The sequence below is a fragment of the Rhodovibrio sodomensis genome (genome assembly GCF_016583645.1).
GTDB classification, from domain to species: Bacteria; Pseudomonadota; Alphaproteobacteria; order Kiloniellales; family Rhodovibrionaceae; genus Rhodovibrio; species Rhodovibrio sodomensis.
In genome coordinates this window covers 15,853-39,695 of record NZ_NRRL01000031.1, presented here as the reverse complement: position 1 = coordinate 39,695, position 23,843 = coordinate 15,853, and the positions used below count along the sequence as shown (strand labels likewise).

The following is a 23,843-nucleotide window of genomic DNA, read 5'->3' as shown; positions in this document are numbered from 1 at the left end:
CCGCGACCCGCCCGCGGCAGGGACTCAGGGGACGTGAAGGAAGTGTTCATGGCGAGGTGGTTCAGCGGTCTTCCCGGCCGGCAGATTGCGGGCGCGTGCGCCGTCGTCCTGCTGCTCGCGGGCTGTGCGGCGACCGGGGATGGCGCGCCCGGCCAAGGCGACGACAACCTGCTTGGCTACGAGGAGCCGAACGACCCGCTGGAGGTGCCGAACCGCTTCGTGTTCGCCATCAACGACGCGTTCGACACCTTGATCCTCAAGCCGGTCGCCGTGACCTACGATTTCTGGGTGCCGACCGGGGTCAAGAACTCTGTGCGCAACTTCGTGCGCAACCTGTCCAGCCCGGTGATCCTCGCCAACGACGTGTTCCAGGGCGAATGGGAGCGCGCCAACGACACCGCCGCGCGCTTCTTCGTCAACACGATCACCTCGCTCGGCTTCTTCGACATCGTCGACGAGCGCCATCCCTACCACGACGAGGACTTCGGTCAGACGCTGGCGGTTTATGGCGTCGACGACGGGTTCTATCTGGTGCTGCCGGTGTTCGGCCCGTCGAGCGCGCGCGATGCCGCCGGGCGCGGCGTGGACTGGCTGCTCGACCCGCTGACCTACGTCGAAGGCGCCCGGACGTTGTCGATCGCGGCCAGCGCCGCGGGTGGCGTCGACCGACGGGCCCGCAACCTGGAGCTGATCCGCGACATCAAGTCGGACTCGGTCGACTTCTATGCCCGGGCGCGCAGCCTGTACTATCAGCGCCGCGAGGCCGCGATCCAGAACACCGACGGGCCGCGGCGCGAGTAGCGCGGCTGCCGGTCCGCCAAGCGGCGACGCGCAAGCAACAGAAAACACGGATGCACCCGGCATGAGGCTGGAGACCACGGCTTGGACGCGGCGCTTGGCCGTCGCGGCGTTCTCGCTGCTGTTGGGGGTTGCCCCGGTCGGCCCCGGCGCCGCCGCGGCCGCCGAGGGCAGCCCGGACGGCGCGGCCGAGTTCATCGAATCGCTGGGCCAAGACGCGGTCGACGAGCTGAGCCGCGCGGACGTCCCCGAAGCAACCCGTCGTGAACAGTTCATGGACCTGCTGGAACGCGGTTTCGCGTTGGAGGCGATCAGCCGCTTCGTGCTCGCCCGCTACTGGCGGGTCGCAAGCGCGCAGCAGCGGGACCGGTTCCAGGACGTCTTCAAGCGCGTGCTGGCGCAGCGCTTCCTGCCGCTGTTCAAGGACTACGGGCAGGAGGACTTCAGGGTCACCGGCGCCCGCCCCGATCCGGCCCAGCCGAGCCTGTACGCCGTGCGCACCCTGGTCGCGCGGCCGGGCCAGACCGGCGGCGACGGCCCGAAGGTCGAAGTCATCTGGCGCGTCCGCCCGACGGACGGCGGCTACGAGATCGTCGACATCAAGGCCGAGGGCGTGTCGATGGCGATCACCCTGCGCAGCGAGTACAACTCTGCGATCCAGCGCGCCGGCGGCAACATCGGCAACCTGATCGCGATGCTGGAGGACAACCTCGCCCAGGGGGCCTACGCCCCCGACGGCAACGGCGACCTGTCGCCATCGGGCGACCGGTAGGGCGGCGGCCAGTTTTCCGAATCTCCCACCAAATTCATTCCCCTCCTCCACTGGGAGGAGGGGCTAGGGGAGGAGGTTGCCTCGGATATCGACGCCGCGAGCACCCTCCTCTCCCTAGCCCTCTCCTCCCAGTGGAGGAGAGGGGACTTTATTGGGCGCCGAGCGAGCACCCTACCCGTCAGCGCACCACGAACACCGAGCATTTGGCGTGGTGGACGATCTGGGACGCGTTCGACCCCAGGACGTAGTCCTTCAGTTCCGGGTGGTGCGAGTTCATCACGATCAAATCGCAGCCGAGCTGCTCGGCCTTCCGCCGGATCGTCTTGTGCACGCTGTCGCCGCGCTCGACCAGCGCCTCAACCTGCATGTCGCTGGGGCCGTGCTCCTTCAGAATCGCGTCCAGGCGGCGCTGTTCTTCCGCCGGCTCGGCCCGCCCGGCGTCCACCGGCTCGACGTCCGGGATCACGGTGACCACGCTCAGGCTGGCGCCGTGGTGGCGCGCCTCTTCCGCCGCCAGCGGCAGCGCCTTCTTGTAGGAAGATTCGTGCGTGGTATCGATCGGTACCAGGATCTTGTCGAACATCTCGCCTCCCGTGCGGTTGATCGCGCCGCCCAGGGGTATTCCAGCACGTCGGCGCCCGACATGAAAACACCGCCCGCGCCAGGCCGACGCGGGCGGTGCGATCCACACTTTCGTGGCGACGCGGACGGTACGCGGGCGTCCCGGCCGCTTCAGCGCTCCAGGCGCTTGTACTTGATCCGGTGCGGCTGCACCGCCTCCTCGCCGAGGCGCTTGATGCGGTCGTCCTCGTACTGCTGGAAGTTGCCCTCGAACCACTCGACGTGGCTGTTGCCCTCGAACGCCAGGATGTGGGTCGAGATCTTGTCCAGGAACCAGCGGTCGTGGCTGATCACCATGGCACAGCCCGGGAACTCCAAGAGCGCCTCCTCGAGCGAGCGCAGCGTCTCCACGTCGAGATCGTTGGTCGGCTCGTCGAGCAGCAGCAGGTTGCCGCCGTTCTTGACCATCTTGGCGAGGTGGACGCGGTTGCGCTCGCCGCCCGACAGCGTGCCGACCTCCTTCTGCTGGTCGCGGCCCTTGAAGTTGAACGCGCCGACCCAGGCGCGCGAGTTCACCTGCTTCTTGCCCAGATCGATGATCTCGTTGCCGTCGGAGATCTCCTCCCAGACGGTGCGCTTGGCGTTCAGGCTGTCGCGCGACTGGTCGACGTAGCCGAGCTGCACCGTGTCGCCGATCCGGATGCTGCCCTGGTCCGGCGCCTCCTGCCCGGTGATCATCCGGAACAGGGTGGTCTTGCCCGCGCCGTTCGGCCCGATGATGCCGACGATCGCGCCGGGCGGCATCTTGAACGACAGCTCGTCGATCAGGACAGTGTTGCCGTAGCCCTTGCGCACCCGATCGGCCTCGACCACGAGGTCGCCCAGGCGCGGCGGGGTCGGGAAGACGATCCGGCCGGACTCGGCCTGCTGCTTGGGCTGGTTCTGCTCCTGCAGCAGCTCCTCGTACTTCTGCACGCGCGCCTTGGCCTTGGACTGCCGCCCCTTGGGCGAGGATTTGGCCCACTCCAGCTCCTGCTTGAGGGCGCGCTGGCGGGCGCTCTCCTCCTTCTCCTCCTGCTGCAGGCGCTTCTGCTTCTGCTCCAGCCAGTTCGAGTAGTTGCCCTTGTGCGGGATCGCGTAGCCGCGGTCGAGCTCCAGGATCCAGCCCGCCACGTTGTCCAGGAAGTAGCGGTCGTGGGTGACGCAGACGACCGTGCCCGGATACTCCTCCAGATGGCGCTCCAGCCAGGCCACGCTCTCCGCGTCCAGGTGGTTGGTCGGCTCGTCCAGCAGCAGCAGGTCAGGCTTCTGCAGCAGCAGCCGGCACAGCGCCACGCGCCGGCGCTCGCCGCCCGACAGCCGGCTGACGTCGGCGTCGCCCGGCGGGCAGCGCAGGGCGTCCATGGCGATCTCGATCGTGCGGTCGAGGTCCCAGGCGTCCGCCGCGTCGATCTTCTCCTGCAGCTCCGCCTGCTCCTCGATCAGCTTGTTCATCTCGTCGGCATCGAGGTCCTCGGCGAAGCGTGCGGAGATCTGCTCGAACCGGTCGACCAGCTGATTGATCTCGCCCAGCCCCTGCATGACGTTGCCGGCGACGTCGGTGTTCGGGTCGAGTTGCGGCTCCTGCGGCAAGTAGCCGACCTTGACGCCGTCGGCGGCCCAGGCCTCGCCGTTGTACTCGGTGTCCAGGCCGGCCATGATCTTGAGCAGCGTCGACTTGCCCGCGCCGTTCAGGCCGAGCACGCCGATCTTGGCCCCGGGCAGGAACGACAGCCAGACGTCCTTCAGGACCTCCCGGCCGCCCGGCCAGGTCTTGGTCAGGCCCTTCATCACGTAGCTATACTGGTAGGCCATCGCTGCCGGTCCTTCCTCTCGATCGAGACTGCTGAAAAGTGCGCGGTTTGATAGCAAGCCGCAGGCGCAAACGCAAAGCCGGCGGCCTCCGTCGGGCCCGGTTTCGCGCAGGCGCCGACGGCATCCGCCAAGCGCGCGTACGAGCCGTCCGGCGCCGTCGCGGTGGACGGACATGGACCCGCCGCGCTGCCTGCGGTTATCGTGCGCGCAGGCCGCGACCCGCGCGCCGGACGCCGCGGTCCGCGCCGGCCTCGCGCCGGCCGGCTCCCGTGGGCGCCCGCGCGGCCCCCCGCGACCGCCGCGATCCATCGGCCGATCCCGCCTGGCCCGCGGCGCGGCTTCCGCGCGCCTGGAGCCAGCGCGCCGGATCGGCCCCCACGACGGAGGATTAGATGTCCAGCCCATCCGAGCTGCCGGCGGGCTCGCCGCTGGCCAACATCGGCGACCCGAAGCTGGTGCGCGACCAGGCCTACATCGCCGGCCAGTGGCAGAGCGGCGCCGACGGCCGGCGCATCGACGTCAGCAACCCCGCCGACGGCCAGGTGATCGGCCGCGTCGCCGCGCTGTCGGCGGCGGAAAGCCGCCAGGCGGTCGACGCCGCCGAGGCCGCGTTCGAGGACTGGTCCGGCCTGCTGCCGCAGGAGCGCTCGCGGCTGATGCGCCGCTGGTTCGACCTGATGACGGCGAACAAGGAAGAGCTGGCCCAGCTGATGATGCTGGAGCAGGGCAAGCCGATCTCCGAGGCCCGCGGCGAGATCGACTACGCCGCCTCGTTCATCGAGTACTACGCCGAGGAGGCGAAGCGCCCGAACAGCGAGAACGTCACCTCCCACCTGCCGGACGCGGAGATGGAGGTCTGGCGCGAGCCGATCGGCATCTGCGCCCTGATCACGCCGTGGAACTTCCCCGCCGCGATGCTGACCCGCAAGGCCGCGGCGGCGATGGCCGCCGGCTGCCCGGTGGTGGCGCACCCGTCGAAGGAGACGCCGTTCTCCGCGACCGCGCTCGCCGAACTGGCGGAGCGCGCCGGGATCCCGGCCGGCATCTTCAACGTCGTCACCGGCGAATCCCGCACCGTCGTCCCGCCCTGGACCGAGGATAACCGGGTGCGCGCGCTCTCGTTCACCGGCTCCACCGAGGTCGGCCGGCTGCTCTACGGCCAGTGCGCGCCGACGGTGAAGAAGCTGGTGATGGAACTGGGCGGCCACGCGCCGGTGCTGGTGTTCGCCGACGCCGAGCTGGACGAAGCGGTCGACGAATCGGTGAAGGCGAAGTTCGCGACCAGCGGCCAGGATTGCCTGGGCGCCAACCGGATCCTGGTGGAGCGGGCGATCTACGAGGAGTTCTGCCAGCAGTTCGCGCAGAAGACCGCCGAGCTCACGGTCGGCCCGGGGCCCGAGGACTGCGACATCGGCCCGCTGATGAACCAGGGCGCGTTCGACAAGCAGGTCGAGCACGTCGAGGACGCCAAGGCGCGCGGCGCTCGGGTGCTGTGCGGCGGCGGCCGGCACCCGGCGGGCGCGCTGTTCTTCCAGCCGACCGTGCTCGCCGACGTGCCCTCGGACGCCAAGATCTTCCAGGAGGAGACCTTCGGCCCGGTTGCCGCGATCGCGCCGTTCGACGACGAGAACGAGGCGATCCAGCGCGCCAACGCGACCGAGTACGGCCTGGTCGCCTACCTGCACACGATGAACCCGCGGCGGATCTACCGGGTCAGCCGGGCGCTGCAGTTCGGCATGGTCGCGGTCAACCGCACCAAGGTGACCGGCGCCCCGATCCCGTTCGGCGGCGTCAAGCAATCCGGCCTGGGCCGCGAGGGCGGCCGGCTCGGCATGGAGGAGTTCACGGAAGTGAAGTACGTCTGCCGCGACTGGATTTAAGCGGTCGCGGGTTCGCACGCCGCGTCGGCGGGTCCGCTCTCCTCCAAATGGGAGGAGAGGGACAGGGTGAGGAGGTTGCCCGCGGCACTGACGCTCGTGGTCCCACCTCCCCTAGCCTCTCCTCCACACCTGGAGGAGGGGGATTAGAGAGCCGGCGTCAGGTCTTCACCCGTCCGACGACACCGCCGGTCATGGCAGCCAGTTGGCGGGGGTTGAGCGGGAACACCACGTCGGGGGCGCCGGCAGCGGCCCAGATCTCGTCGAACTGCATCAGGTCTTGGTCGATCGCGGCGACGATCTCCGCGGTGTGGCCGACCGGGGCCACGCCGCCGATGGCGAAGCCGGTGGCCTGGCGAACGAAAGCCGCGTCCGCGCGCTCGGTCGCCTCGCCGATCAGCGACTCGACCCGCTCGGGGTCGACCGTATTGGCCCCGCTGGCGATCACCAGGACGGCCTTGCCGCTGTGCGATCCCTTGAACACCAGCGACTTGGCGATCTGGGCAACCGTGCAGCCGACCTGATCGGCCGCGCCCGCGCTGGTCTTGGCGCTGGCGTCGACGCGGCGCAGCTGGGCCGGCCAGCCGCCCGCGACCAGGGCGTCGTGCACGCGCTTGACGCTGCCCTTGAGTTTGGGCGCTTCCATCGCGGAACCGGGCGCCCTAGCCGGCCAGCTCGCGGCTGCGCCGGGCCGCCGCTTCGACCGTGCGGCCGATCAGCGGGCGCAGGCCGTCGGCCGCCATCAGAACGTTGAGCGCGGCCTCGGTCGTGCCGTTGGGCGAGGTGACGTTCCGGCGCAGCTGTTCCGCCGTCTCGTCCGACTGGCGGTACAGCTCGCCCGCCCCGGCAACCGTCTGGCCGGCGCACTTGCGCGCCAGCTGCTCCGGCAGGCCGTGCTCGATACCGGCCTGGGCCAGGCATTCGATCAGGTAGAAGACGTAGGCGGGCCCGCTGCCGGCGACCGCGGTGACCACGTCGATCTGGGATTCGTCGTCGACCCAGCCGGTCTCCCCGATGCCGCGCAGCAGGGCATCGCAGCTGTCTTTCTGCTCGGCCGTGACGTTGGCGTTGGCGCAGGCCACCGTCATGCCGCGCCCAACGGCCGAGGGCGTGTTCGGGATCGAGCGGACGACGGCGGCGCGTGCGCCCAGCACCTGCTCGAAAAAGCCGATCGTCTTGCCGGCCGCGATCGACAGGAAAACGGTGCCGGGCGCGGCGAAACGGGCATAGGGCGGCGCGACCTCGCCCATCACCTGCGGCTTGACCGCCAGGATCACGACTTCCGGGTCCAGGCCGTCCGGCAGCTCGTCCAGACCGGCGACGGCGTTGACGCCCCTGTCGGCGAGCGGACGGCGGTTGTCGGCGCTGGGATCGACGACGTGGATGCGCTCGGCCGCGGTGCCGCGGGCTAGCCAGCCCTGCACCATCGCCCCGCCCATCTTGCCGCCGCCGACCAGCAGCAGCGGCCGTTCGCTGGTCATGTCGCAGTGCCTCCCGGGTGTGGCGCGTTTTGTTTACAGCGGCACGGCGCGATCCCCTCTCCCTCGACGGGAGAGGGAGGGGCCCGCGCGGCGATAGCCGCATGGGAGGGTGAGGGTGAGACTCCACGCCGTGCGCTGCGGAGTCTCACCCTCACCCTGACCCTCTCCCGTCGAGGGAGAGGGGACCCGCCTAAGCGCCCGTTCACCGTAACGGAGAGCGGACCCGCCGTTGCATCCCCTCTCCCTTGAGGGGAGAGGCAGGGGCCCGCGACCCGAAGGGTCGTGGGAGGGTGAGGGTGGGACTCCTCGGATGTAGCCGAGGAGTCCCACCCTCACCCTGGTGCTCTCCCCTCAAGGGAGAGGGGACCCGCTGCGATGGCCTGCGAACCCGCGCGCCGCGCTATGCCTCGCCGACGGTTTCCATCAGGGCGGCGGCGAGCGCCTCGGAGGTGGGCTGGCCGCCCCAGACGACGAGCTGCAGGGCCGGGTAGAAACGCTCGCACTCGCCGACGGCCGTGTCCACCAGGTCTTCGAGCTGCTCGACGCTGGCCCCGGCGGTGCCGCGCAGCGGCACGGTATGGCGGAACAGGATCGAGCCGTCCTCGCTGACGAAGTCGAAGTGGCCCAGCCAGAGCGTCTCGTTGAACCGGGCGATCAGGTCGCGCGCCGCGCGGCGCTTGGCCTCGGGCACCCGGAAGTCGAAATGACAGGCGAACGACATCGCCCGCATGTCGGCGTGCCAAACGGTCCAGAGGTGATAGTCCACCCACTTGCCCTGGACCTGGATCGCCAGTTCCGCGTCGCTCGGGCGGTCGAACGCCCAGTCGTTGGCGGAGACCAGCTCCTCCAGCAGATCGATCGGGTTGCCGGGATCGGACTCGCTCAGCCGGTCGAGAGAGATCATGGCGTGGCGCGTGCTCCCACCAATGCAGCCGCCAAGGGATGGCCGGCGCGGCGAGTGCCAGATGTCGAGACCGCGACCTCGCCCGCCACCATATTTTGAGAGTGCCAGGATCAATTCACCCGCGCAACAATCGTGTGCGCTTGATCCTGTGGATAACGGGGGCGAGTCCACCTAGATGTTGCGGTCCGATGGCGGTTGGCGGGGGTATCTCATCCCCGTCTTCACCTCCGAATGATCCCCCTCCTCCAAGGTGGGAGGAGGGGCTAGGGGAGGAGGTTGCCTCAGTTGTCGAGGCCGCGCGCACCCTCCTCTCCCTAGCCCTCTCCTCCCATTGGAGGAGAGGGGATCAACTTGCTGTGGCAAGGCTAACCCGCGAAGCGTCCGCTCCTGGATATCGAGAGCGCCCACATGAAAAAGGGCCGCAGGGTCTCCCCCGCGGCCCCAGCTCTCAGCCGGTGGTAGCTCGTCTTAGAAGTCCATGCCGCCGGCGGCGTCGTAGTCCATGCCGCCGCCCTTGGACTGCTTCTCCGGCTTCTCGCTGATCATCGCCTCGGTGGTGATCAAGAGGCCGGCGACCGAGGCCGCGTCCTGGATCGCGCAGCGGGCGACCTTGGTGGGATCGATGATGCCGGCCTTCACCAGGTTGGTGTACTCGCCCTTATAGGCGTCGTAGCCCCAGTGCGGGTCGGTGCTCTCCATCAGCTTGCCCGCGACCACCGCGCCGTCGACGCCGGCGTTGGTGGCGATCTGGCGCAGCGGCGCCTGCAGGGCGCGGCGGACGATGTCGATGCCGGTCTGCTGGTCGGCGTTGGTGCCCTTCAGCTTGTCCAGGCCCTTGGAAGCCTGCAGCAGGGCGACGCCGCCGCCCGGGACGATGCCCTCCTCGACGGCCGCGCGGGTGGCGTGCATCGCGTCGTCGACGCGGTCCTTGCGCTCCTTGACCTCGATCTCGGTGGCGCCGCCGACCTTGATCACGGCGACACCGCCGGCGAGCTTGGCCAGGCGCTCCTGCAGCTTCTCACGGTCGTAGTCGCTCGTGGTGTCCTCGATCTGCTGCTTCAGCTGGGCGACGCGGCCCTCGATGTCCTTGGCCTTGCCGTTGCCGTCGACGATCGTGGTCTCGTCCTTGGTGATGGTCATGCGCTTGGCCTGACCCAGCATGTCGAGGGTGACGTTCTCCAGCTTGATGCCGAGATCCTCGGAGATCACCTGGCCGCCGGTCAGGACGGCCATGTCCTCCAGCATCGCCTTGCGGCGGTCGCCGAAGCCGGGCGCCTTGACGGCCGCCACCTTGAGGCCGCCGCGCAGCTTGTTGACCACCAGGGTGGCGAGCGCCTCGCCCTCGACGTCCTCGGCGATGATCGCCAGCGGCTTGTTCGACTGGACCACGCTCTCCAGCACCGGCAGCAGCGGCTGCAGGCTGTTCAGCTTCTTCTCGAACAGCAGGATGTACGGGCTGTCGAGCTCGCAGACCATCTTCTCGCTGTTGGTGACGAAGTAGGGGGAGAGGTAGCCGCGGTCGAACTGCATGCCCTCGACCACCTCGAGCTCGGTCTCCAGGCCCTTGGCCTCCTCGACCGTGATCACGCCCTCGTTGCCGACCTTGCTCATCGCGTCGGACAGCATCTTGCCGATCTCCAGGTCGCCGTTCGCGGAGATCGTGCCGATCTGGGTGATCTCCTCGGAGCCGGAGACCTTCTTGGACTGGCTGGCCAGGTTCTCGACCACCTGGGCCACCGCGAGGTCGATGCCGCGCTTCAGGTCCATCGGATTCATGCCGGCGGCCACGGCCTTGGCGCCCTCGCGAACCAGGGCCTGGGCCAGCACGGTCGCGGTGGTGGTGCCGTCGCCGGCCAGGTCGTTGGTCTTGGACGCGACCTCGCGGACCATCTGCGCGCCCATGTTCTCGAACTTATCCTTAAGCTCGATCTCCTTGGCGACGGTGACGCCGTCCTTGGTGGTGCGCGGGGAGCCGAACGACTTGTCGATCACGACGTTGCGACCCTTCGGGCCCAACGTCACCTTGACGGCGTTGGCGAGGATATCGACGCCGCGCAGCATGCGGTCGCGCGCGTCGGTACCGAATTTGACGTCTTTGGCAGCCATCTCTGTGTTTCCTACTTCCGGAAAAGGTATTGACGGTTTGTTCTCAGGTCTCTGAAGGCGGGGCAAGCGGCGCGTTACGCGGCCTTCTTGCCCTCCGCCTGACCCTCGAGGACGCCCATGATGTCGGACTCCTTCATGATCAGGACGTCTTCGCCGTCGACCGTGACCTCGGTGCCGGACCACTTGCCGAACAGCACGGTGTCGCCGACCTGAACGTCGAGCGGCTGCACGGTGCCCTGCTCGTCCTTCGCGCCGGGGCCGACGGCGAGTACTTCGCCCTGCATCGGCTTTTCCTTCGCGGTATCCGGAATGATGATTCCGCCGGTGGTCTTCTCATCCTGCTCGAGACGCTTGACCACAACGCGGTCGTGCAGTGGACGGAATTTCATCGTCTGGTGTCTCCCTACCAGTTCTTGCGCCCCTTCCCGGGCCGCGGCGTGCGCGGATACGGGCCGGTTGGATGAAGCGGGCGCGGTTGCTTGACGCCTGTCCCCTCGGTCGTCGGGCGAGCCCGTCGGCGGCCAGCGCCCACTGCCCGCCGGGTTGTTAGCACTCTCCCCCGAGGAGGGCTAGTCAAGTAAGGAGCCCGGCGGTGCAAGTCAAGTCGCTTGTGTGGAAGAAAGTGCTGTGGCACTTGGTGGCGCCAAGTCCGAGCATCCCAGCGGCTTGGCGGGGACTGGCAGCAGTCCACGCCGGTGGCTGCCAAACAGTTGGACAAAAACACTTTTTTCCTTGCCCGCCGCGCTGGATACGGCATCCTGAAGGGGTGCGGTCCCGCGTGCCGGCGGGCGGCCCGTAGCCTCAAGGTCCCTGGGCCGACCCGTCGCCCGCGCCGCCCGACCGCCCAACGGTCTTGGAGGTGCCCGATGGACCATCGTCTGGTCCCGCAGCTCGACGGCTACCGCCTGACGGTCGCCGAAATCTTCTACCGCCTACCCGACCACCCCAGCCTGCTGCAGACGTTCATCTGGCAGGACTACGATCTGGTCCCGAAATACCCGGTCCTGCACGGCTTCCTCGCCTTCTGGCGCGAAAACCTGGACGGCGAGCTGCACAGCGTGCGCGTCGCCAGCCGCGAGGTGATCACCCCGGACGAGATAAGCGTCGTGGACGCGCAGTACACGCTGCAGTAGGGGCTGGGCGCGGCAACGTCGCAGCCGCGTCACCGGGTCCGCGCTCGGGCGCGATCGCGCGGTTTGCCGCGACCCGGCTGAGCGCAACGCGGGACGGCCGAGGTTTGCGCTCAGCCAGTTCATCCGGGGGCGAGGTTCAGCTTCGCGGTGGTTCTTCCCGTCGCGGCTTCGCGCTAGAGCGAAATCGATGAAGGTCAAGTCGACCTTCATCGTGAATTTTGTTCTAGCTCCTTGAAGAGACAGCAAGATTCGGCTGAAAGGTGGCTTCGCCTTTCAGCATCTTGCTCTAGTTGACGAGGTCGCGCATCCCGTCGAAAAAGCCCGGACCCGATGCCGGCTCCTGGGGCTCCGATGCGGCCGGCGTATCGTCCGTCCCGTCGGCCGCGGCATCCCCGGAGTCAGCGCCGTTTCCAACTAGCTTCTCCATGAAGCCCGGCTCTTCATCCTCAGGGGTGTGTGCCCGTTCGCGTTGCCGGCATTGCAGGCGGATGTACTGGGTCGTCACATCGCTGAGACAGGCTTTGAGGATGCGTTCCGCCTCGACCGTGTCGCCGAGCGCGTGGGTGACGTCGTAGGCCACCGGATAGACCTGCGTGTCGCCGTACCGCAAGGCCAGCCGGTCGACCAGTTCCAGCGCCTTCTCGCGGTCGCCGGTGTGCGCGAAATACTCGGCTGTCGCGATCACAGGCGCCGGCCCAAGCCGCGATTGCGCCATGATCGCTTCGAGGTTCAGCCGGGCCCGGCGTTGGTCGCCCGTCTCCTTCCGGATCCGATGGAACACGAGCCGCGGCAGACCGGCCTCGCTGCCGGGTCCGGAAATCGCCTGCAGGGCGAGCGCCACGCTGTCTTTCATGGTCGGCGCCTGGCCTTCGCCGGATGCGCTGCTGGTCAGCGCGGCCTCGAACGTGCGCTCCGCCTCCCGCGCAAGCTCGACCCGCGCGCGAACCGCGGCGTAGTCGGTGTCGCCTTCCTTGACGCGTTTCAAACTGGCGACATTTCCGAGACCGGGCTCGGTCAACCCGTAGCGCTCCGCAACATAGGCCTTGAACGCCGCTTCGCGTTCCCGCGCGTCGTCGTAGGGATCGGCCCGCACCGCGTCCGTCACGCCGGCCAGCAGCTCACCGCCCAGCGAGACGCCAGCGCCCTTGAGCCGCGCGATCATCGGATCGTTCTCGCGCAGTGCCACCAGTTCGCCCGTCAGACGGGTCAGTTCCTTCAGGTGGCGGTCGACCTCTGCCGAGCGCTGCGCCTGAGCCTCGCCGAGCTTGCCGAAGACCGCGGCCGCGTTCAGCGGGTTGTAGCCGGCCTTGTGCATCATGTCGGCCGCCGCTTTGTCGGCGATCCGTTCCTGCCCGCGCGTCCAGGCCGGCCCGACGTTGTTCTCAAGCGCCAGCTGGAGGGCGTGCACGGCGATCGAGATCTGACGGCGCAAGGCCAGGATCTTCCTGGCCTCCTCGGGATCGCCTTCGACCACGGTCAGGGCCCGGATCCCGAGATCGCTTGCCGCTTGCCCGATCCGGAAAAGCTGCGTCGCGGTCTGGTCCTGTCCGCCCATGACCTCACCGCGCTCAAGATCCTGGCGCAGGACGTGGCTGAGTTCGTGCGCCACCACGAAGGCAACCTCCTCCTCGCTCGCCATCCCGTCCAGCGCCCCCGAACTGACCAGGATTTCGTTCGCCGGTGTGGTGACCGCCTGAAAGCTGGCCTGGGAGGTCACGAACACGCCCACCTCGCCGGTATAGTCAGCCGCGGTGACCGCACGCGCGACCCGGTTCAGGACCTCGCGCAGGTATCCGTCCATATCCGCGCTGCGCAGCAGCACGCTGTCACGTCCGACCATGCCGTAGAGACCGCGCGGCACGTCGTAAGTACCTGCGCGCACAACGTTGCCGGTCGTCTCAACGGGGCCGTTCGGATCGAACCGGGTCTCGACGAAGCCAATCTCCGGAGCCGCCGGGGCGCTGCCGCCGGACGCCGTCACGCACGCGGACAGGGCAGCGGCCGCCAGGAGGCCGGCAAGCCCCGCGCGCGCATTCCTTGACTGGATCACACCGTTACTCCTCGTGTCGTGGGGTCGGCCAAACACCGGCACAGGGGGCTCACTTGCAGGAACAGCTGCCGCCGTTGGGCATCACCACCCCGGCGAGCCCCCCCTGTTGGGATTGCTTGGCTGGAATGTCGGCGACCTCGTAGTCGCAGACGCAGGGACTGAGATCGGCGGCAAGCACGCACGCCTCTTCGCGGCCGGTGCCCGGCTTCAGTTTCAGGCAGACCAAGTCGTCGACGCTGCGCATCTTGACGACGGTGCCGCTTTGCCGCTCGGTCTGTTGGATATCCCGGACGCGGACCCGGTCCGCCGGTACGCGCCGCACCGGATCGAACGCGCGAAGCACGTCCTTTTCGAAGCTGTCGATCACGTGGTCGGCGTAGCGCTCCTGGGCGCGCACGGGGCCGGCGAAGCAGGCCGCGGTTACCAGAGCCAACAGAACGGCGGCGGCAAATCGGAGTGTCACGATCGTTCTCCATCAGGTTTCGGGGGCGGGAAGTGCGCGCAGCGGGATGCGAAGGGAGGCTGCGGCAAACGGCCGTCGTAGGCATGTCCGTCCAGGATGGCGGCGGCCGGATGCGACGGCGCCGGCCGGAAACGCGCGCGCGCGACGCGCCAGAACTGAACGCCGGTCCAGCCAAAGGCCCATAGGACGGCGAACAGGGCCGCGCAGGCGAGAACAGCGTTCGGCTCGGCGCACAGGCCAAGCCCGGCCCCAACCGCCGACGCGATCAGGAGCACGTCGCGCCCGCGCCGCCCGCGGCCGACCTGGAGCAGGAGCCGGTTGGCGCCGGCGAGAAACGCGCGACCGGTCATTTGACCGGCCAACAACAAGCGTTCCCGGTAGTATACGGCCAGCGTGGGCAGCATCGTCAGCCAGTCGGCGGCCGGCCACGGCGTAACGATCAGGCACAGCACGAGCAGCCCGAGCAGACACCCGACGATAAGGATTGGCTCCCACGCCGCGTCGCGCTTCGATGCCTCGGTCGACCCGTTTAGGACATACGTCGGCGAAAGCCACTCCCGCAGCATCAGGCCGCCGGCCCCCAACCCTGCCAATGCCAGCACTTGCAGCAAGTCGATCAGGCTCAACCCGGCGCCGATGATCGGGGGCGCGGGTGTCTTCCAGTCGTCCCCGAAGCGCAGCAGATTGTCGAACGCCATCGCGTGCTTGTAGACACCCGGTAGGGCCTCGTGCACCGGAGACAGCGTCTCGTCCCTGTAGACGTCGAAGTTCGTGCCGATGAACACCACGCGGCCGTCGATCAGCTCTCCCAAGTCGACCGGCCCGTCCGGATGCGTGCGCATCAGGTCGGTGACGCGAACCGGCCAGTGGTCGACGTCGACCACCATCGTGGGGGTGTAGAGGCAGTTCTGCCGCGCCGACCCCGGATCGCCGGCCCGGTCGACGCCGGCCCCGTCGGAAAGAGCGATGTCGACACTCCAGTGCGCCCGGGTAACAAGCTCTTTGAGCCGGGCGAACAAACCGTCGCCCTGCTCCAGGGCCGAGCGTGGGTAGGTGCAGGTCTGGGCGCGCGAGCGATAGCCTGGCCAGGCATTGCCGTCCGGCTTTACGAAGCTTTCGGTCTCCGCAGGAAGTAGACCCCAACGCAGGAACAATGGCCGCCGCCAGTCCCATGCATCCCCGTCACCCGTGACGGTATCGCTCGGGGCGGTGGATCGGCGCGCCTCGGCGTTCAGCGAACGGCACCCGGGAAAATCGGCCGACGAAAGGTGGCGACAGTAGGCCGCAAGCGCCGCCACGGCGGGCGTGGTCAAGTTTACGCCGTGCTGAGATCCGTCATCGCCGGTAACCTGCAGGTTGAAGGCCAACGGGACGACGCCCGGCTCCTGGGGATTGGTTACCGATTGGACCACGGCCGGCGTCGCGATGCCCCGCAGTCCGGGGATCAACAGCCGATCCCGCAAGGCCGCGTCGCTCAGGTTCCGGACCGCCGGCCCCTGCGACATCACGAAATCGCCCGGCGCCTCGGCTCTCATCAGCCGCCGGGCAATCGCCCCCGAAACCGCCGGGTTCGGCACCGCTTGGATCAAAGGGATTCTGGGATCCAGGCGGATATCGTCGCCGGTGCCATAGCGGCCATCGGGCCCGTCGACGTCGACCGGATAGGTCGGACCATCAACCGGCCGATAATGATATTTAAGGCACCAGAACGCGCTTTTCGGATGGCTCGCCGCGCGCACCGGGTCAAGGTCGCTCCGGTACTGGGGGTCGTGGCGGTCCATCAGGAGTTGCGACCGCAGCTTCGCCTTCGCGACGTTTCTGGCGGGATCCGGGTCGACAAACTGACAATTCGGAAGTCCGCTGCGCGCTTGCGGCCGATACGCCGCAGGAACCCGCGGGTCCGGCCGCTCGTGGGTGAACAGCACGTCGAACACCACCGCCGCCGGCCGGTGTTCCTCCGCCAACTGCTGCAATCTGTAGAGCCACTGCGTCGCGGCCAACGGCCAGGACAGATGGGCGTTTTCGAGGCTGCGGTCGGTGATCAGCAGGACGATCGCCGCGTCTTGGGCCGAGGCCGGCTCCCCGGCGTCGACCGGCTCCCGGGCCTCGGGCGCGGGCCGCCCTTCCAGGTCGTACCAAGGCGCCAGAACGGCGTTGATGCTCTGGCGGGATATGCGGTCGCTGGCGGACGACATGCCGTAGGGGTCGAACAGCTCAAGCCCGAGGACACTCACAACCGCCAGCGCGAGTACCAACAAAGGCCTGAAGTAGCGCTCGCGACGGCGCGCGAGTTTGGCCGACGGCGGCAGGCCTGCACGGCCACCGCTCGAAGGGGTCTGGGCGCTGCCCGTCTCGTCGCGTCGTTGAGTCACCGCACGCCCACCCAATTCGACCCGAGTTTGTGTCAAGGAGCATATACACAAGTTTCAGGCGTACCCGCCACCGAGACGTGCAGTCGGACCGGAAAAAACTCGTAAACGCACCTTGCGGCAGTTAACCGCGCCCCGGCAGCACCCGAACTTGGCAGCACGGAAATATACAACCGCGCAAACCAGCACCGCTACTGAAAGGCAGTTAAGCGGGCCCCGCAAAAATTAGGTTGTACCGATGGGACCTGTTCATTGCCCGCCAGTCCCCGCGCCCATCCGCCGCGCTTGGCCGGTCGGGCGGGCTGGCTTATATCGGCGGCCATGAGCACGCTGGCCGTTTCCTCCGACCGCACTGACCGCAGCACAGCCGCCCGCACCGGCGACCGCGCCGTCGGCGTCTGGCTGCTGTCGGTCGCCGGCATGATCTTCGCCATGGCGGTGATCGGGGCGATCACGCGCCTGACCGAATCCGGCCTGTCGATCATGGAATGGGCGCCGATCTCGGGCACCCTGCCGCCGCTGACCCAGGCCGAGTGGGAGCGGCTGTTCGCGCTCTACAAGACGATCCCCGAATACCAGCAGATCAACCGCGGCATGAGCCTGGCGGAGTTCAAGGAAATCTTCTGGTGGGAGTGGATCCACCGGCTGTGGGGGCGGCTGATCGGGGCGCTGTTCGCCGGCGGCTTCCTAATCCTGCTGCTGCGCGGCAAGATCCGCCGCGCGCTCACCCCGCACCTGATCGCGATGTTCGCGCTGGGCGGGCTTCAGGGCTTGGTCGGCTGGTACATGGTGGCGAGCGGGTTCGCCGAGCGGACCGACGTCAGCCAGTATCGCCTGGCCGCGCACCTGGGGCTCGCGCTGCTGATCTACGCCTACGTGCTGTGGGTGGCGTTCACGCTGCTCGCGCCCGCCCCGGCCGTGAGTTCCGGGGCGCGCGGCCTGCGCCTGGGCCTGCGGGCGTTCGCCGGGCTGCTCGCGGTCACCATCCTGGCGGGCGCGCTGGTCGCGGGGATCAATGCGGGGCTGACCTACAACACCTTCCCCAAGATGGCCGGACAGTGGGTGCCGAGCGGCTACTGGATCCGCGAGCCGACCTGGCTGAACCCGTTCGAGAACCCGGCGGCCGTGCAGTTCAATCACCGCGTCCTGGCGATCCTGACGGTGGTCGCCGCGCTCGGCCTATGGCTCTGGGCGCGCGCGCGCCCGCTGGCCTTGACCGCGCGCCGGGCGCTCGGCCTGCTGGCGCTGGCCGCGACGGCGCAACTGGGCCTGGGCATCTGGACGCTGCTGTGGGTCGTGCCGGTCTGGCTCGGCGCGGCGCACCAGGCCGGCGCGCTGACCCTGCTGGGGCTCACCGTCTGGGCGCTGACCCGCCTGAACCCGGCCGCCGAGACCCGCACACCCACACAGGGCTAATACCCATGGAAAGCCGACATCAGGTCCCGGTGACCGTGCTCACCGGCTTTCTCGGCAGCGGCAAGACCACCCTGCTCAACCACCTGCTGCACCGCCCCGAGATGGCGGAGACGGCGGTGATCGTGAACGAGTTCGGCGACGTCGGCCTGGACCATCAGCTGGTCGAGAGCGCGCGCGAGGACACCGTCCTGCTGAATTCCGGCTGCCTGTGCTGCACCGTGCGCGGCGACCTGGTGAAGACACTGCAGCAGCTCTCCACGCGCCGGATCCGCGGCGATGTGCCGGAGTTCAAGCGGCTGATCGTGGAGACCACCGGCCTGGCCGACCCGGCGCCGATTCTGCACACCCTGATGAACGACCAGATGGTCCAGCGCGATTACCGGCTGGACGGCGTGGTCGCCTGCGTCGATTCCGCGGCCGGCGCGGCGACGCTGGACAGTCAGCCGGAATCCGTAAAGCAGGCGGCGGTCGCCGACCGGCTGGTGCTGACCAAGACCGACTTGTCCGACCCCGACCAGCTGGCGGCGCTGGAGCGCCGGCTGGCGGCGCTGAACCCGGCCGCCCCCCGGATTCACGTCGCGCACGGCGAGGTCGCCCCGGACCGCCTGTTCGGCGCCGGGCTGTACGATCCCGAGACCAAGACGGCCGACGTCCGCCGCTGGCTGGCCGCGGAAGCCTACGCCCAGCGCGACCGTGATCACGACCATGGCCACGAGCACGGACACGAGCACGAATCCGGGCACGACCCGAATCGTCACGGCGACCGGATCCACGCCTTCACCCTGACCTGGGACGCGCCGGTCGACTGGGAGCGATTCGCCAACTGGGTGGAGATGCTGGTCACCACTTACGGCCAGCACCTGCTGCGGCTGAAAGGCCTGCTCAACGTCGAGGGCGAGGCGCGCCCGGTCGTGGTCCACGGCGTGCAGCACGTCTTTCACCCGCCAGCCGCCCTGCCCGCCTGGCCCGACGACGGCGACCGCCGGACCCAGCTGGTCTTCATCGTGCGCGACCTGGAACGTCAGGCGGTCGCGGATACCATGCGCGCGTTCCTTGCCGACACCTCGGCCGCGACGCGTTAGCGTAGAGCGGCATTGGACCGGGCCCGCTGGCGGACCGGGATCACCGGAACATTTGTGTTCTATTCTAACTTGCGCTAATGCGGTCGCATCCAGGGGCGCCCTGAGCACACCAGGCCAGGGCCGGTAAGGGCTGCACAGTGGGGGCTTTATGACGACAATCGGGGGTGGCGCGCGCGCAGCCATTGCAGCGGCGTGCCTTGCAGTCGGGCTGATCGCCGGCCCGGCCTATGCGCAGAACGACGGCGTCCGGGATCACCTTGACCTCAGCGTCGGTTACTTCGACGTGATCGACCACGACATGCAGGCCACGGAATTCGGCGCCCTCTACCGGCCGGGTGTCCGCTATTTCGAGATGGATGCCCGACCGGGCGACATCTGGCGCGGGATCGGTCCGCAGATCGGGGCCAGCATCAACACCGACGGCGGCGCTTTGGGACAGGTGGGCCTGTTCCTGGACATCCGGCCGGCCGACAATCTGGTGATCTGGCCCGGTGCCAGCCTCGCCGCCTGGGAAGAGCGCGACAGCCGGGATTTGGGCGGCACCTTCCAGTTCGCCAGCCAGCTTTACCTCGGCTACCGGCTGCCGTGGGAGGACCTGGTCGGGGTGTCGTTCCGGCACGTCTCCAATGCCGGCCTGCACGACAGCAACCCCGGCGCCGACACGCTGTTCCTCAGCTACACCGTCAGTTTCGCGCCGCTATTCGCCGACTGATCCGGCCGTCGGCCCCGCGCAAGCGCGGCGCCGGACGACACTACTTGGCCCCGGCCAGGTGCAGTTCGCGCGTCGCCGTCGAATCCGCCAGCAGCAGCTTCCAGTCGTCCGCGCTCAGGGCCGCCAAGCCGTCGCGGCGGGCGCGGGCGAACGCATCGGCCAGCGCGGGGCGGGGCGGCGCCGGCCGGTCGGCGTGCGGGATCAGCGCGACATGCACGGCGTTCAGCCACGGATCGGCGATCGCCTGGGCCAATGCCGGCCGGTCCATGCCGTCGGCCGTATCGACCAGTTCGCGGCAGCGCGCCAGCACCGCGGGCGCCGTCCCCTCCTCCGGGGTGGCGAACAGGCGCCGGGACTGCAGCCACGCCCCGGCATCCGCCTGGCCCAGCAGGTAGGACAGCGGCACCGCGACCAGCAGGCCCAGCACCACCGGCGACAGCCACCAGAACAGCGTCGGCGCGCCCACCGCCGTGCCGAGCGCGAGCGCCGCGCCCAGGCCCGTCTGCGCGCCGTGCGCGCGCCAGCACTCCGCCCACGACACCCGGTCGGCATCGCGCTGCTGGGCCGACCACTTGACCGCGCGCCCGGCCAGCACCTCGATCACGAAGCGCGCGTGCATCACCATCATCACCGACGCGGCCAGCGCCGACAGCAGGGTCTCCAGCCCAAGCCCGGCGACGAGCCGGCCGATGCCGGCATGGCTGCGCCGCAGCGTGGGGTCGAACGCGACCAGCAGCGCGCCCATCACCTTCGGGCCCAGCAACAGCACCGCGGCCAGGGCAAGCAGGCCGATCACCTGGGTCTCCTGCGCCACCGCCGCCAGCATGTCGACACCAAGCGGGCCGGCCGCCTGGGGCGTCGGCGCGCCTCCGTCGGCGATCGGATCCCAGACGTCGGCGCGGCCGGCCTGGACGATCGTCAGGCCGACGAAAACCGCCCACAGCGGGGCGGACACGAAGCTCATGATCCCGACCAGCAGGTTGACCCGGCTCATCCAGTGCAGCCGGCGGGCGAACAGCACGCGCAGATGCTGCATGTTGCCCTGGCACCAGCGCCGGTCGCGGCTGAGCGATTGGAGCAGGTTGGGCGGCGCTTCTTCGTAGCTGCCGGCCAGGTCCGGCGCGATCCTGACGGCCCAGCCGGCGCGCACCAGCAGCGCGGCCTCGACGAAGTCGTGGCTCAGGATCTCGCCGCCCAGCGGCGGCTTGCCGCTTAGCTTGGGCAGGCCGCAGCATTGGGCGAACGCGTCCACCCGGATGATCGCGTTGTGGCCCCAATAGGTGCTGCCGCGCCCGGACACCCAGCCCAGGCCGGCGACCACCAGCCGACCGACCAGCGAGGCGGAAAACTGCTGCAGCCTGGCGAACAGCGTGCGCCCGTTGACCGGCCGCGGCCAGCACTGCAGCAGCGCCGTGCCGGGATCGGCGTCCATCCGCCGGACCATCTCGACCAGGGTCCGGCCATCCATCACGCTGTCGGCGTCGAGCACGGCCATGTAATCGTAGTGTCCGCCCCAGCGCCGGCAGAACTCGGCGATGTTGCCGGGCTTGCGCCCGGCGTTGTCACGCCGGCGGCGGTAGTAGAACTTGCCGTCCGCGCCCAGGTGGCCGGTCACGCTGAGCCAGCAGCGCTCTTCCCAGACCCAGTGTTCCGGGTCGGTGGAATCACTCAGGACGTAGAAGTCGAACAGATGCAGCCCGCCGGCCTGGTGCACGCTTTCGTAGATCGCCTGCATGGCCGCGAACACGCGGTCCGCCGGTTCGTTGTAGACCGGCATCAGGATCGCGGCGCGCGCGCCGCCATCGGGCGCGGCCGGGATTCTTGCGGCGTCGGGTTCCGGGACGTGCTGAGCCGCCGTGCCGGTCAGGCGACGCTGGTTGAGCCACCAGATCGCGCCCGCGACGCAGAACCAGAAGGCGGATCCGATCCACAGGATCAGGATGGCATAGAGCGCGATCAGGGCGATCTCCACGGCGTCCAGCCCGCCCGCGTTCAGGCGGCCGACCAGGATCGTCGTACCCGCCGCCGAGGTCGCCAGGATCGCCAGCGCGATCGCGCCGCGCCCCAGCCGGGCCGCCAGGCCGGCCGACGCGGCGCTGGGCGTCGACGGCATGCCGGCCGGGACACCGGCCGGCGGTGTCGATGTCTGTGTCGTCATGTCGGGCCTCCAGCCTGCCCCGCAGCCGGTCGACGACGTCGCGATCGCCCGTCTTGTGACCGGCCGGGCGGCCGCGGACGCCGCGTGAAGCTGCCGCGATCCGCGACCTAGAGCTACATGCTTGAGGAGACGGCAAGATTCAGCTGAAAGGTGAGTCCACCTCTCAGCATCTTGCCCTAGCTGAGGTCCTGCTCGGGCATCTCCAGCGGCGCTTCCGGCGGCAGGAGCGGCGCCGGCCCACGGTCCGGTGCCCGGTTGGCGTTCGCCGCCCGCAGCCGGCCCAGCGGCCCGGACGGCCGGCCCAGCCGCGCGCCCGCCATCTGCTCCGGCGCGATCCGGCCGAGGGCCGCCGGCCGGTCGACCGGCGCCTTGCGCTGCATCATGGCGTGGACCTTGAGGCGCGCCCGGCGGTGGCTCGGCTCGCCAACGCCCAGCAGCTGCGCCAAATAGCGGTCGATCGTCCGCTCCACGCGCTCGGGGGCCAGTCGCTCGGGGGCCAGTCGCGCGGCCGCCGGGCTTTCGGGATCGCCGCGCATCTGCTTGAGCGCGTTCCGGCAGGTGCGGTGGAGCGCCCGTTGGGTCCAACGGTCCGCCGGGGCATAGCGCGCCACCCAGCGCCACAGGCGGCCGTCTTCAACCTCCACGGGACCGGCAGGATGCTTGGCTGCGGTCCCGGCGCCGGACCCGGGCGCGGTTTCGGCAAGGCGTTTGGCGATCGTCGGTTCCACAGACACGATGTCCTCGATCCCCTCTTATGTAACGGCACGCCCGCCGGCCGTCTTGCAGCGCTCCCGGTTGGAAGGCGCCGCAGCCCCATGTTCACGGCCGCGCTGGGCGGGTGCGTTTGACGACGCGCCTAAGGTGACGAACTGCCCGCGCGCTGTCTTGTGGCGAGTCCGTGTTATGCCCGCTGAAGCCCGGAAAACTGCCAATTTCCGCGCCGCACCATGACGCGCGCGGCGGGTCGCGCAGGGCCCGGTCGGGACCATCCCTGTCACAGCCGGCGGGGCCGCCGGGCGAACGCGCCCTATCCGATCGGTCAGGCCTATACCGACGGCTAGAGCAAGATGCTGCAAGGTGAAGCCACCTTTCAGCTGAATCTTGCTCTCTCTTCCAGCAGTTAGAGCAAAATTCACGATGAAGGTCGCATCGACCTTCATCGATTTTGCTCTACGCCGTTGATCCTCGCGCCAGCCGCCAGCGTAAGCGACGGATAACAACGAGATACAGAGAGGACGGCCGATGCCGACGCAAACCAGCTATCACCGCGCCCTGACGCACTTTGCCGCCAAGCTGCTGGTGCAGGCGGAAAGCCAGCCACAGCCGGTGCGCGATCATCTGCGCCTGGTCGCCGCCGAACTGCAGCGCGACGCGATCGCCGGGTAGCACACACTTCACCTGAAAGGGGAGCTACCTTTCAGCATCATACCCTCAGCGCTCGACCCAGCTTTCCGGCCGGCGCCGATATTCCCAGGTTGCCGGCCGGATGCTTACGTGAACGGGCAAACCCGCGATGGCGGGCGCCGCCGCGATCCTGGATCGACGGAATTGTCCGCGCTCACGCTGTCCGCCGCGTTCGCACCGATCAGGCCGTCCCGACACCGGCGTTGCATGGGACGCGGTCACCGGTCGGTCACCGCAGGTGCAGGCTGACCTCGACGTTGCCGCTGACCGCGTTCGAATAGGGGCAGATCGCGTGCGCGTCGGCCATCAGCTTGCAGGCAAGCTCCGGCTCCAGGCCCGGGTTGGTGACATGCAGGCTCACCGTCAGATGGAACCGCGTGTCGACGCGCCCGATACCGACCTCGGCGGACACCTCGGGGGTCTGCCAATCGACCCGCTGTTCGCGCGCGACCCGCTTCACGGCGTTGGCGAAACAGGCCGCATAGCCGGCGGCGAACAGCTGCTCCGGATTGGTCGCCTCGCCGCCCGGGCCGCCCAGCTCCTTCGGCATCGCGAGCTGGTAATCGATCAGCCCGTCGTCGCTGCGGACACGGCCGTTCCGCCCGCCGGTCGCGATCGCACGTGCGGTGTAGAGGCTCTCCATCGATGGCGTCCTTCCCCGAGGGTTTCCAGTCGCAGCCGAGACTAACGGCGCCGGGACGTC

General features: G+C 69.0%; 21 protein-coding genes. 8 read left to right on the top strand and 13 right to left on the bottom strand.

What is annotated here, in order from left to right; translation table 11 throughout:
* Positions 1–48 precede the first annotated feature (48 nt).
* Both CKO28_RS12745 and CKO28_RS12740 read left to right on the top strand, forming a co-directional pair.
* Complete coding sequence (locus CKO28_RS12745) at positions 49–801, top strand: MlaA family lipoprotein (protein WP_200341165.1); 753 nt, start codon at positions 49–51, stop codon at positions 799–801.
* A 61-nt stretch (positions 802–862) separates the two neighbouring features.
* Complete coding sequence (locus CKO28_RS12740) at positions 863–1,570, top strand: MlaC/ttg2D family ABC transporter substrate-binding protein (protein ID WP_200341164.1); 708 nt, start codon at positions 863–865, stop codon at positions 1,568–1,570.
* Positions 1,571–1,748: 178 nt separating this feature from the next.
* On the opposite strand, the gene CKO28_RS12735 is transcribed toward CKO28_RS12740, so the two are convergent.
* Positions 1,749–2,153, bottom strand: coding sequence for a universal stress protein (locus tag CKO28_RS12735; RefSeq protein ID WP_200341163.1), 405 nt, complete (start codon positions 2,151–2,153; stop codon positions 1,749–1,751).
* Between the two features lie 149 nt (positions 2,154–2,302).
* The gene (gene ettA / locus CKO28_RS12730; protein WP_200341162.1) at positions 2,303–3,985 is read right to left on the bottom strand and encodes an energy-dependent translational throttle protein EttA; all 1,683 of its coding nucleotides are present in this window, start codon (positions 3,983–3,985) and stop codon (positions 2,303–2,305) included.
* A gap of 392 nt (positions 3,986–4,377) precedes the next feature.
* Here ettA and CKO28_RS12725 point away from each other — a divergent pair, with 392 nt between their 5' ends.
* Positions 4,378–5,865 carry an NAD-dependent succinate-semialdehyde dehydrogenase gene (locus CKO28_RS12725; RefSeq protein ID WP_200341161.1) on the top strand — a complete coding sequence of 496 codons (1,488 nt, stop codon included), beginning with the start codon at positions 4,378–4,380 and terminating at the stop codon, positions 5,863–5,865.
* Positions 5,866–6,022: 157 nt separating this feature from the next.
* Here CKO28_RS12725 and CKO28_RS12720 read toward each other — a convergent pair whose 3' ends face one another.
* The 5 genes from CKO28_RS12720 to CKO28_RS12700 form a co-directional block, all read right to left on the bottom strand.
* Positions 6,023–6,508 (bottom strand): YbaK/EbsC family protein, encoded by a 486-nt coding sequence (locus CKO28_RS12720; RefSeq protein WP_200341160.1) that lies wholly within the window; start codon positions 6,506–6,508, stop codon positions 6,023–6,025.
* Between the two features lie 16 nt (positions 6,509–6,524).
* On the bottom strand, positions 6,525–7,343 hold the full coding sequence (proC, locus tag CKO28_RS12715) for a pyrroline-5-carboxylate reductase (protein ID WP_200341159.1): 819 nt from the start codon (positions 7,341–7,343) through the stop codon (positions 6,525–6,527).
* Positions 7,344–7,743: 400 nt separating this feature from the next.
* Complete coding sequence (locus CKO28_RS12710) at positions 7,744–8,247, bottom strand: type III secretion system chaperone family protein (RefSeq protein ID WP_200341158.1); 504 nt, start codon at positions 8,245–8,247, stop codon at positions 7,744–7,746.
* A 468-nt stretch (positions 8,248–8,715) separates the two neighbouring features.
* Entirely contained in the window at positions 8,716–10,353 is a 1,638-nt protein-coding gene (gene groL / locus CKO28_RS12705) for a chaperonin GroEL (protein WP_200341157.1), read from the bottom strand.
* 74 nt (positions 10,354–10,427) lie between these two features.
* Entirely contained in the window at positions 10,428–10,742 is a 315-nt protein-coding gene (locus CKO28_RS12700; RefSeq protein ID WP_200341156.1) for a co-chaperone GroES, read from the bottom strand.
* A gap of 477 nt (positions 10,743–11,219) precedes the next feature.
* On the opposite strand from CKO28_RS12700, the gene CKO28_RS12695 reads away from it, so the two are divergent.
* Positions 11,220–11,486, top strand: a complete 267-nt coding sequence (locus CKO28_RS12695; RefSeq protein ID WP_200341155.1) for an usg protein — start codon at positions 11,220–11,222, stop codon at positions 11,484–11,486.
* Between the two features lie 286 nt (positions 11,487–11,772).
* Here the strand turns inward: CKO28_RS12695 and CKO28_RS12690 are convergent, their stop codons facing one another.
* From CKO28_RS12690 to CKO28_RS12680, 3 genes are read right to left on the bottom strand one after another with little or no spacing between them, the layout of a single operon-like run.
* A complete protein-coding gene (locus CKO28_RS12690; protein ID WP_200341154.1) occupies positions 11,773–13,536 on the bottom strand; it encodes a M48 family metalloprotease in 1,764 nt (587 codons plus the stop codon).
* 49 nt (positions 13,537–13,585) lie between these two features.
* Positions 13,586–13,999, bottom strand: coding sequence for a hypothetical protein (locus tag CKO28_RS12685; protein WP_200341153.1), 414 nt, complete (start codon positions 13,997–13,999; stop codon positions 13,586–13,588).
* A complete protein-coding gene (locus CKO28_RS12680; RefSeq protein ID WP_200341152.1) occupies positions 13,996–16,371 on the bottom strand; it encodes a CHASE2 domain-containing protein in 2,376 nt (791 codons plus the stop codon). The genes CKO28_RS12685 and CKO28_RS12680 overlap by 4 nt, the downstream gene beginning before the upstream one ends.
* 318 nt (positions 16,372–16,689) lie before the next feature.
* Here CKO28_RS12680 and CKO28_RS12675 point away from each other — a divergent pair, with 318 nt between their 5' ends.
* From CKO28_RS12675 to CKO28_RS12665, 3 genes are all read left to right on the top strand, one after another.
* Complete coding sequence (locus tag CKO28_RS12675) at positions 16,690–17,784, top strand: COX15/CtaA family protein (RefSeq protein ID WP_200341151.1); 1,095 nt, start codon at positions 16,690–16,692, stop codon at positions 17,782–17,784.
* 5 nt (positions 17,785–17,789) lie between these two features.
* Positions 17,790–18,866 carry a CobW family GTP-binding protein gene (locus CKO28_RS12670; RefSeq protein WP_200341150.1) on the top strand — a complete coding sequence of 359 codons (1,077 nt, stop codon included), beginning with the start codon at positions 17,790–17,792 and terminating at the stop codon, positions 18,864–18,866.
* Positions 18,867–19,014: 148 nt separating this feature from the next.
* Entirely contained in the window at positions 19,015–19,578 is a 564-nt protein-coding gene (locus CKO28_RS12665) for an acyloxyacyl hydrolase (protein ID WP_200341149.1), read from the top strand.
* 40 nt (positions 19,579–19,618) lie between these two features.
* On the opposite strand, the gene mdoH is transcribed toward CKO28_RS12665, so the two are convergent.
* Together mdoH and CKO28_RS12655 are read right to left on the bottom strand one after the other, a co-directional pair.
* The gene (gene mdoH, locus CKO28_RS12660; protein ID WP_200341148.1) at positions 19,619–21,736 is read right to left on the bottom strand and encodes a glucans biosynthesis glucosyltransferase MdoH; all 2,118 of its coding nucleotides are present in this window, start codon (positions 21,734–21,736) and stop codon (positions 19,619–19,621) included.
* Positions 21,737–21,912: 176 nt separating this feature from the next.
* Positions 21,913–22,470: a hypothetical protein gene (locus tag CKO28_RS12655; protein WP_200341147.1), complete on the bottom strand. Its 558-nt coding sequence runs from the start codon at positions 22,468–22,470 to the stop codon at positions 21,913–21,915.
* 508 nt (positions 22,471–22,978) lie between these two features.
* Here CKO28_RS12655 and CKO28_RS12650 point away from each other — a divergent pair.
* Positions 22,979–23,122 carry a hypothetical protein gene (locus CKO28_RS12650; protein WP_200341146.1) on the top strand — a complete coding sequence of 48 codons (144 nt, stop codon included), beginning with the start codon at positions 22,979–22,981 and terminating at the stop codon, positions 23,120–23,122.
* A gap of 247 nt (positions 23,123–23,369) precedes the next feature.
* Here the strand turns inward: CKO28_RS12650 and CKO28_RS12645 are convergent, their stop codons facing one another.
* The gene (locus tag CKO28_RS12645; RefSeq protein WP_200341145.1) at positions 23,370–23,783 is read right to left on the bottom strand and encodes an organic hydroperoxide resistance protein; all 414 of its coding nucleotides are present in this window, start codon (positions 23,781–23,783) and stop codon (positions 23,370–23,372) included.
* Between the last annotated feature and the right edge of the window lie 60 nt (positions 23,784–23,843).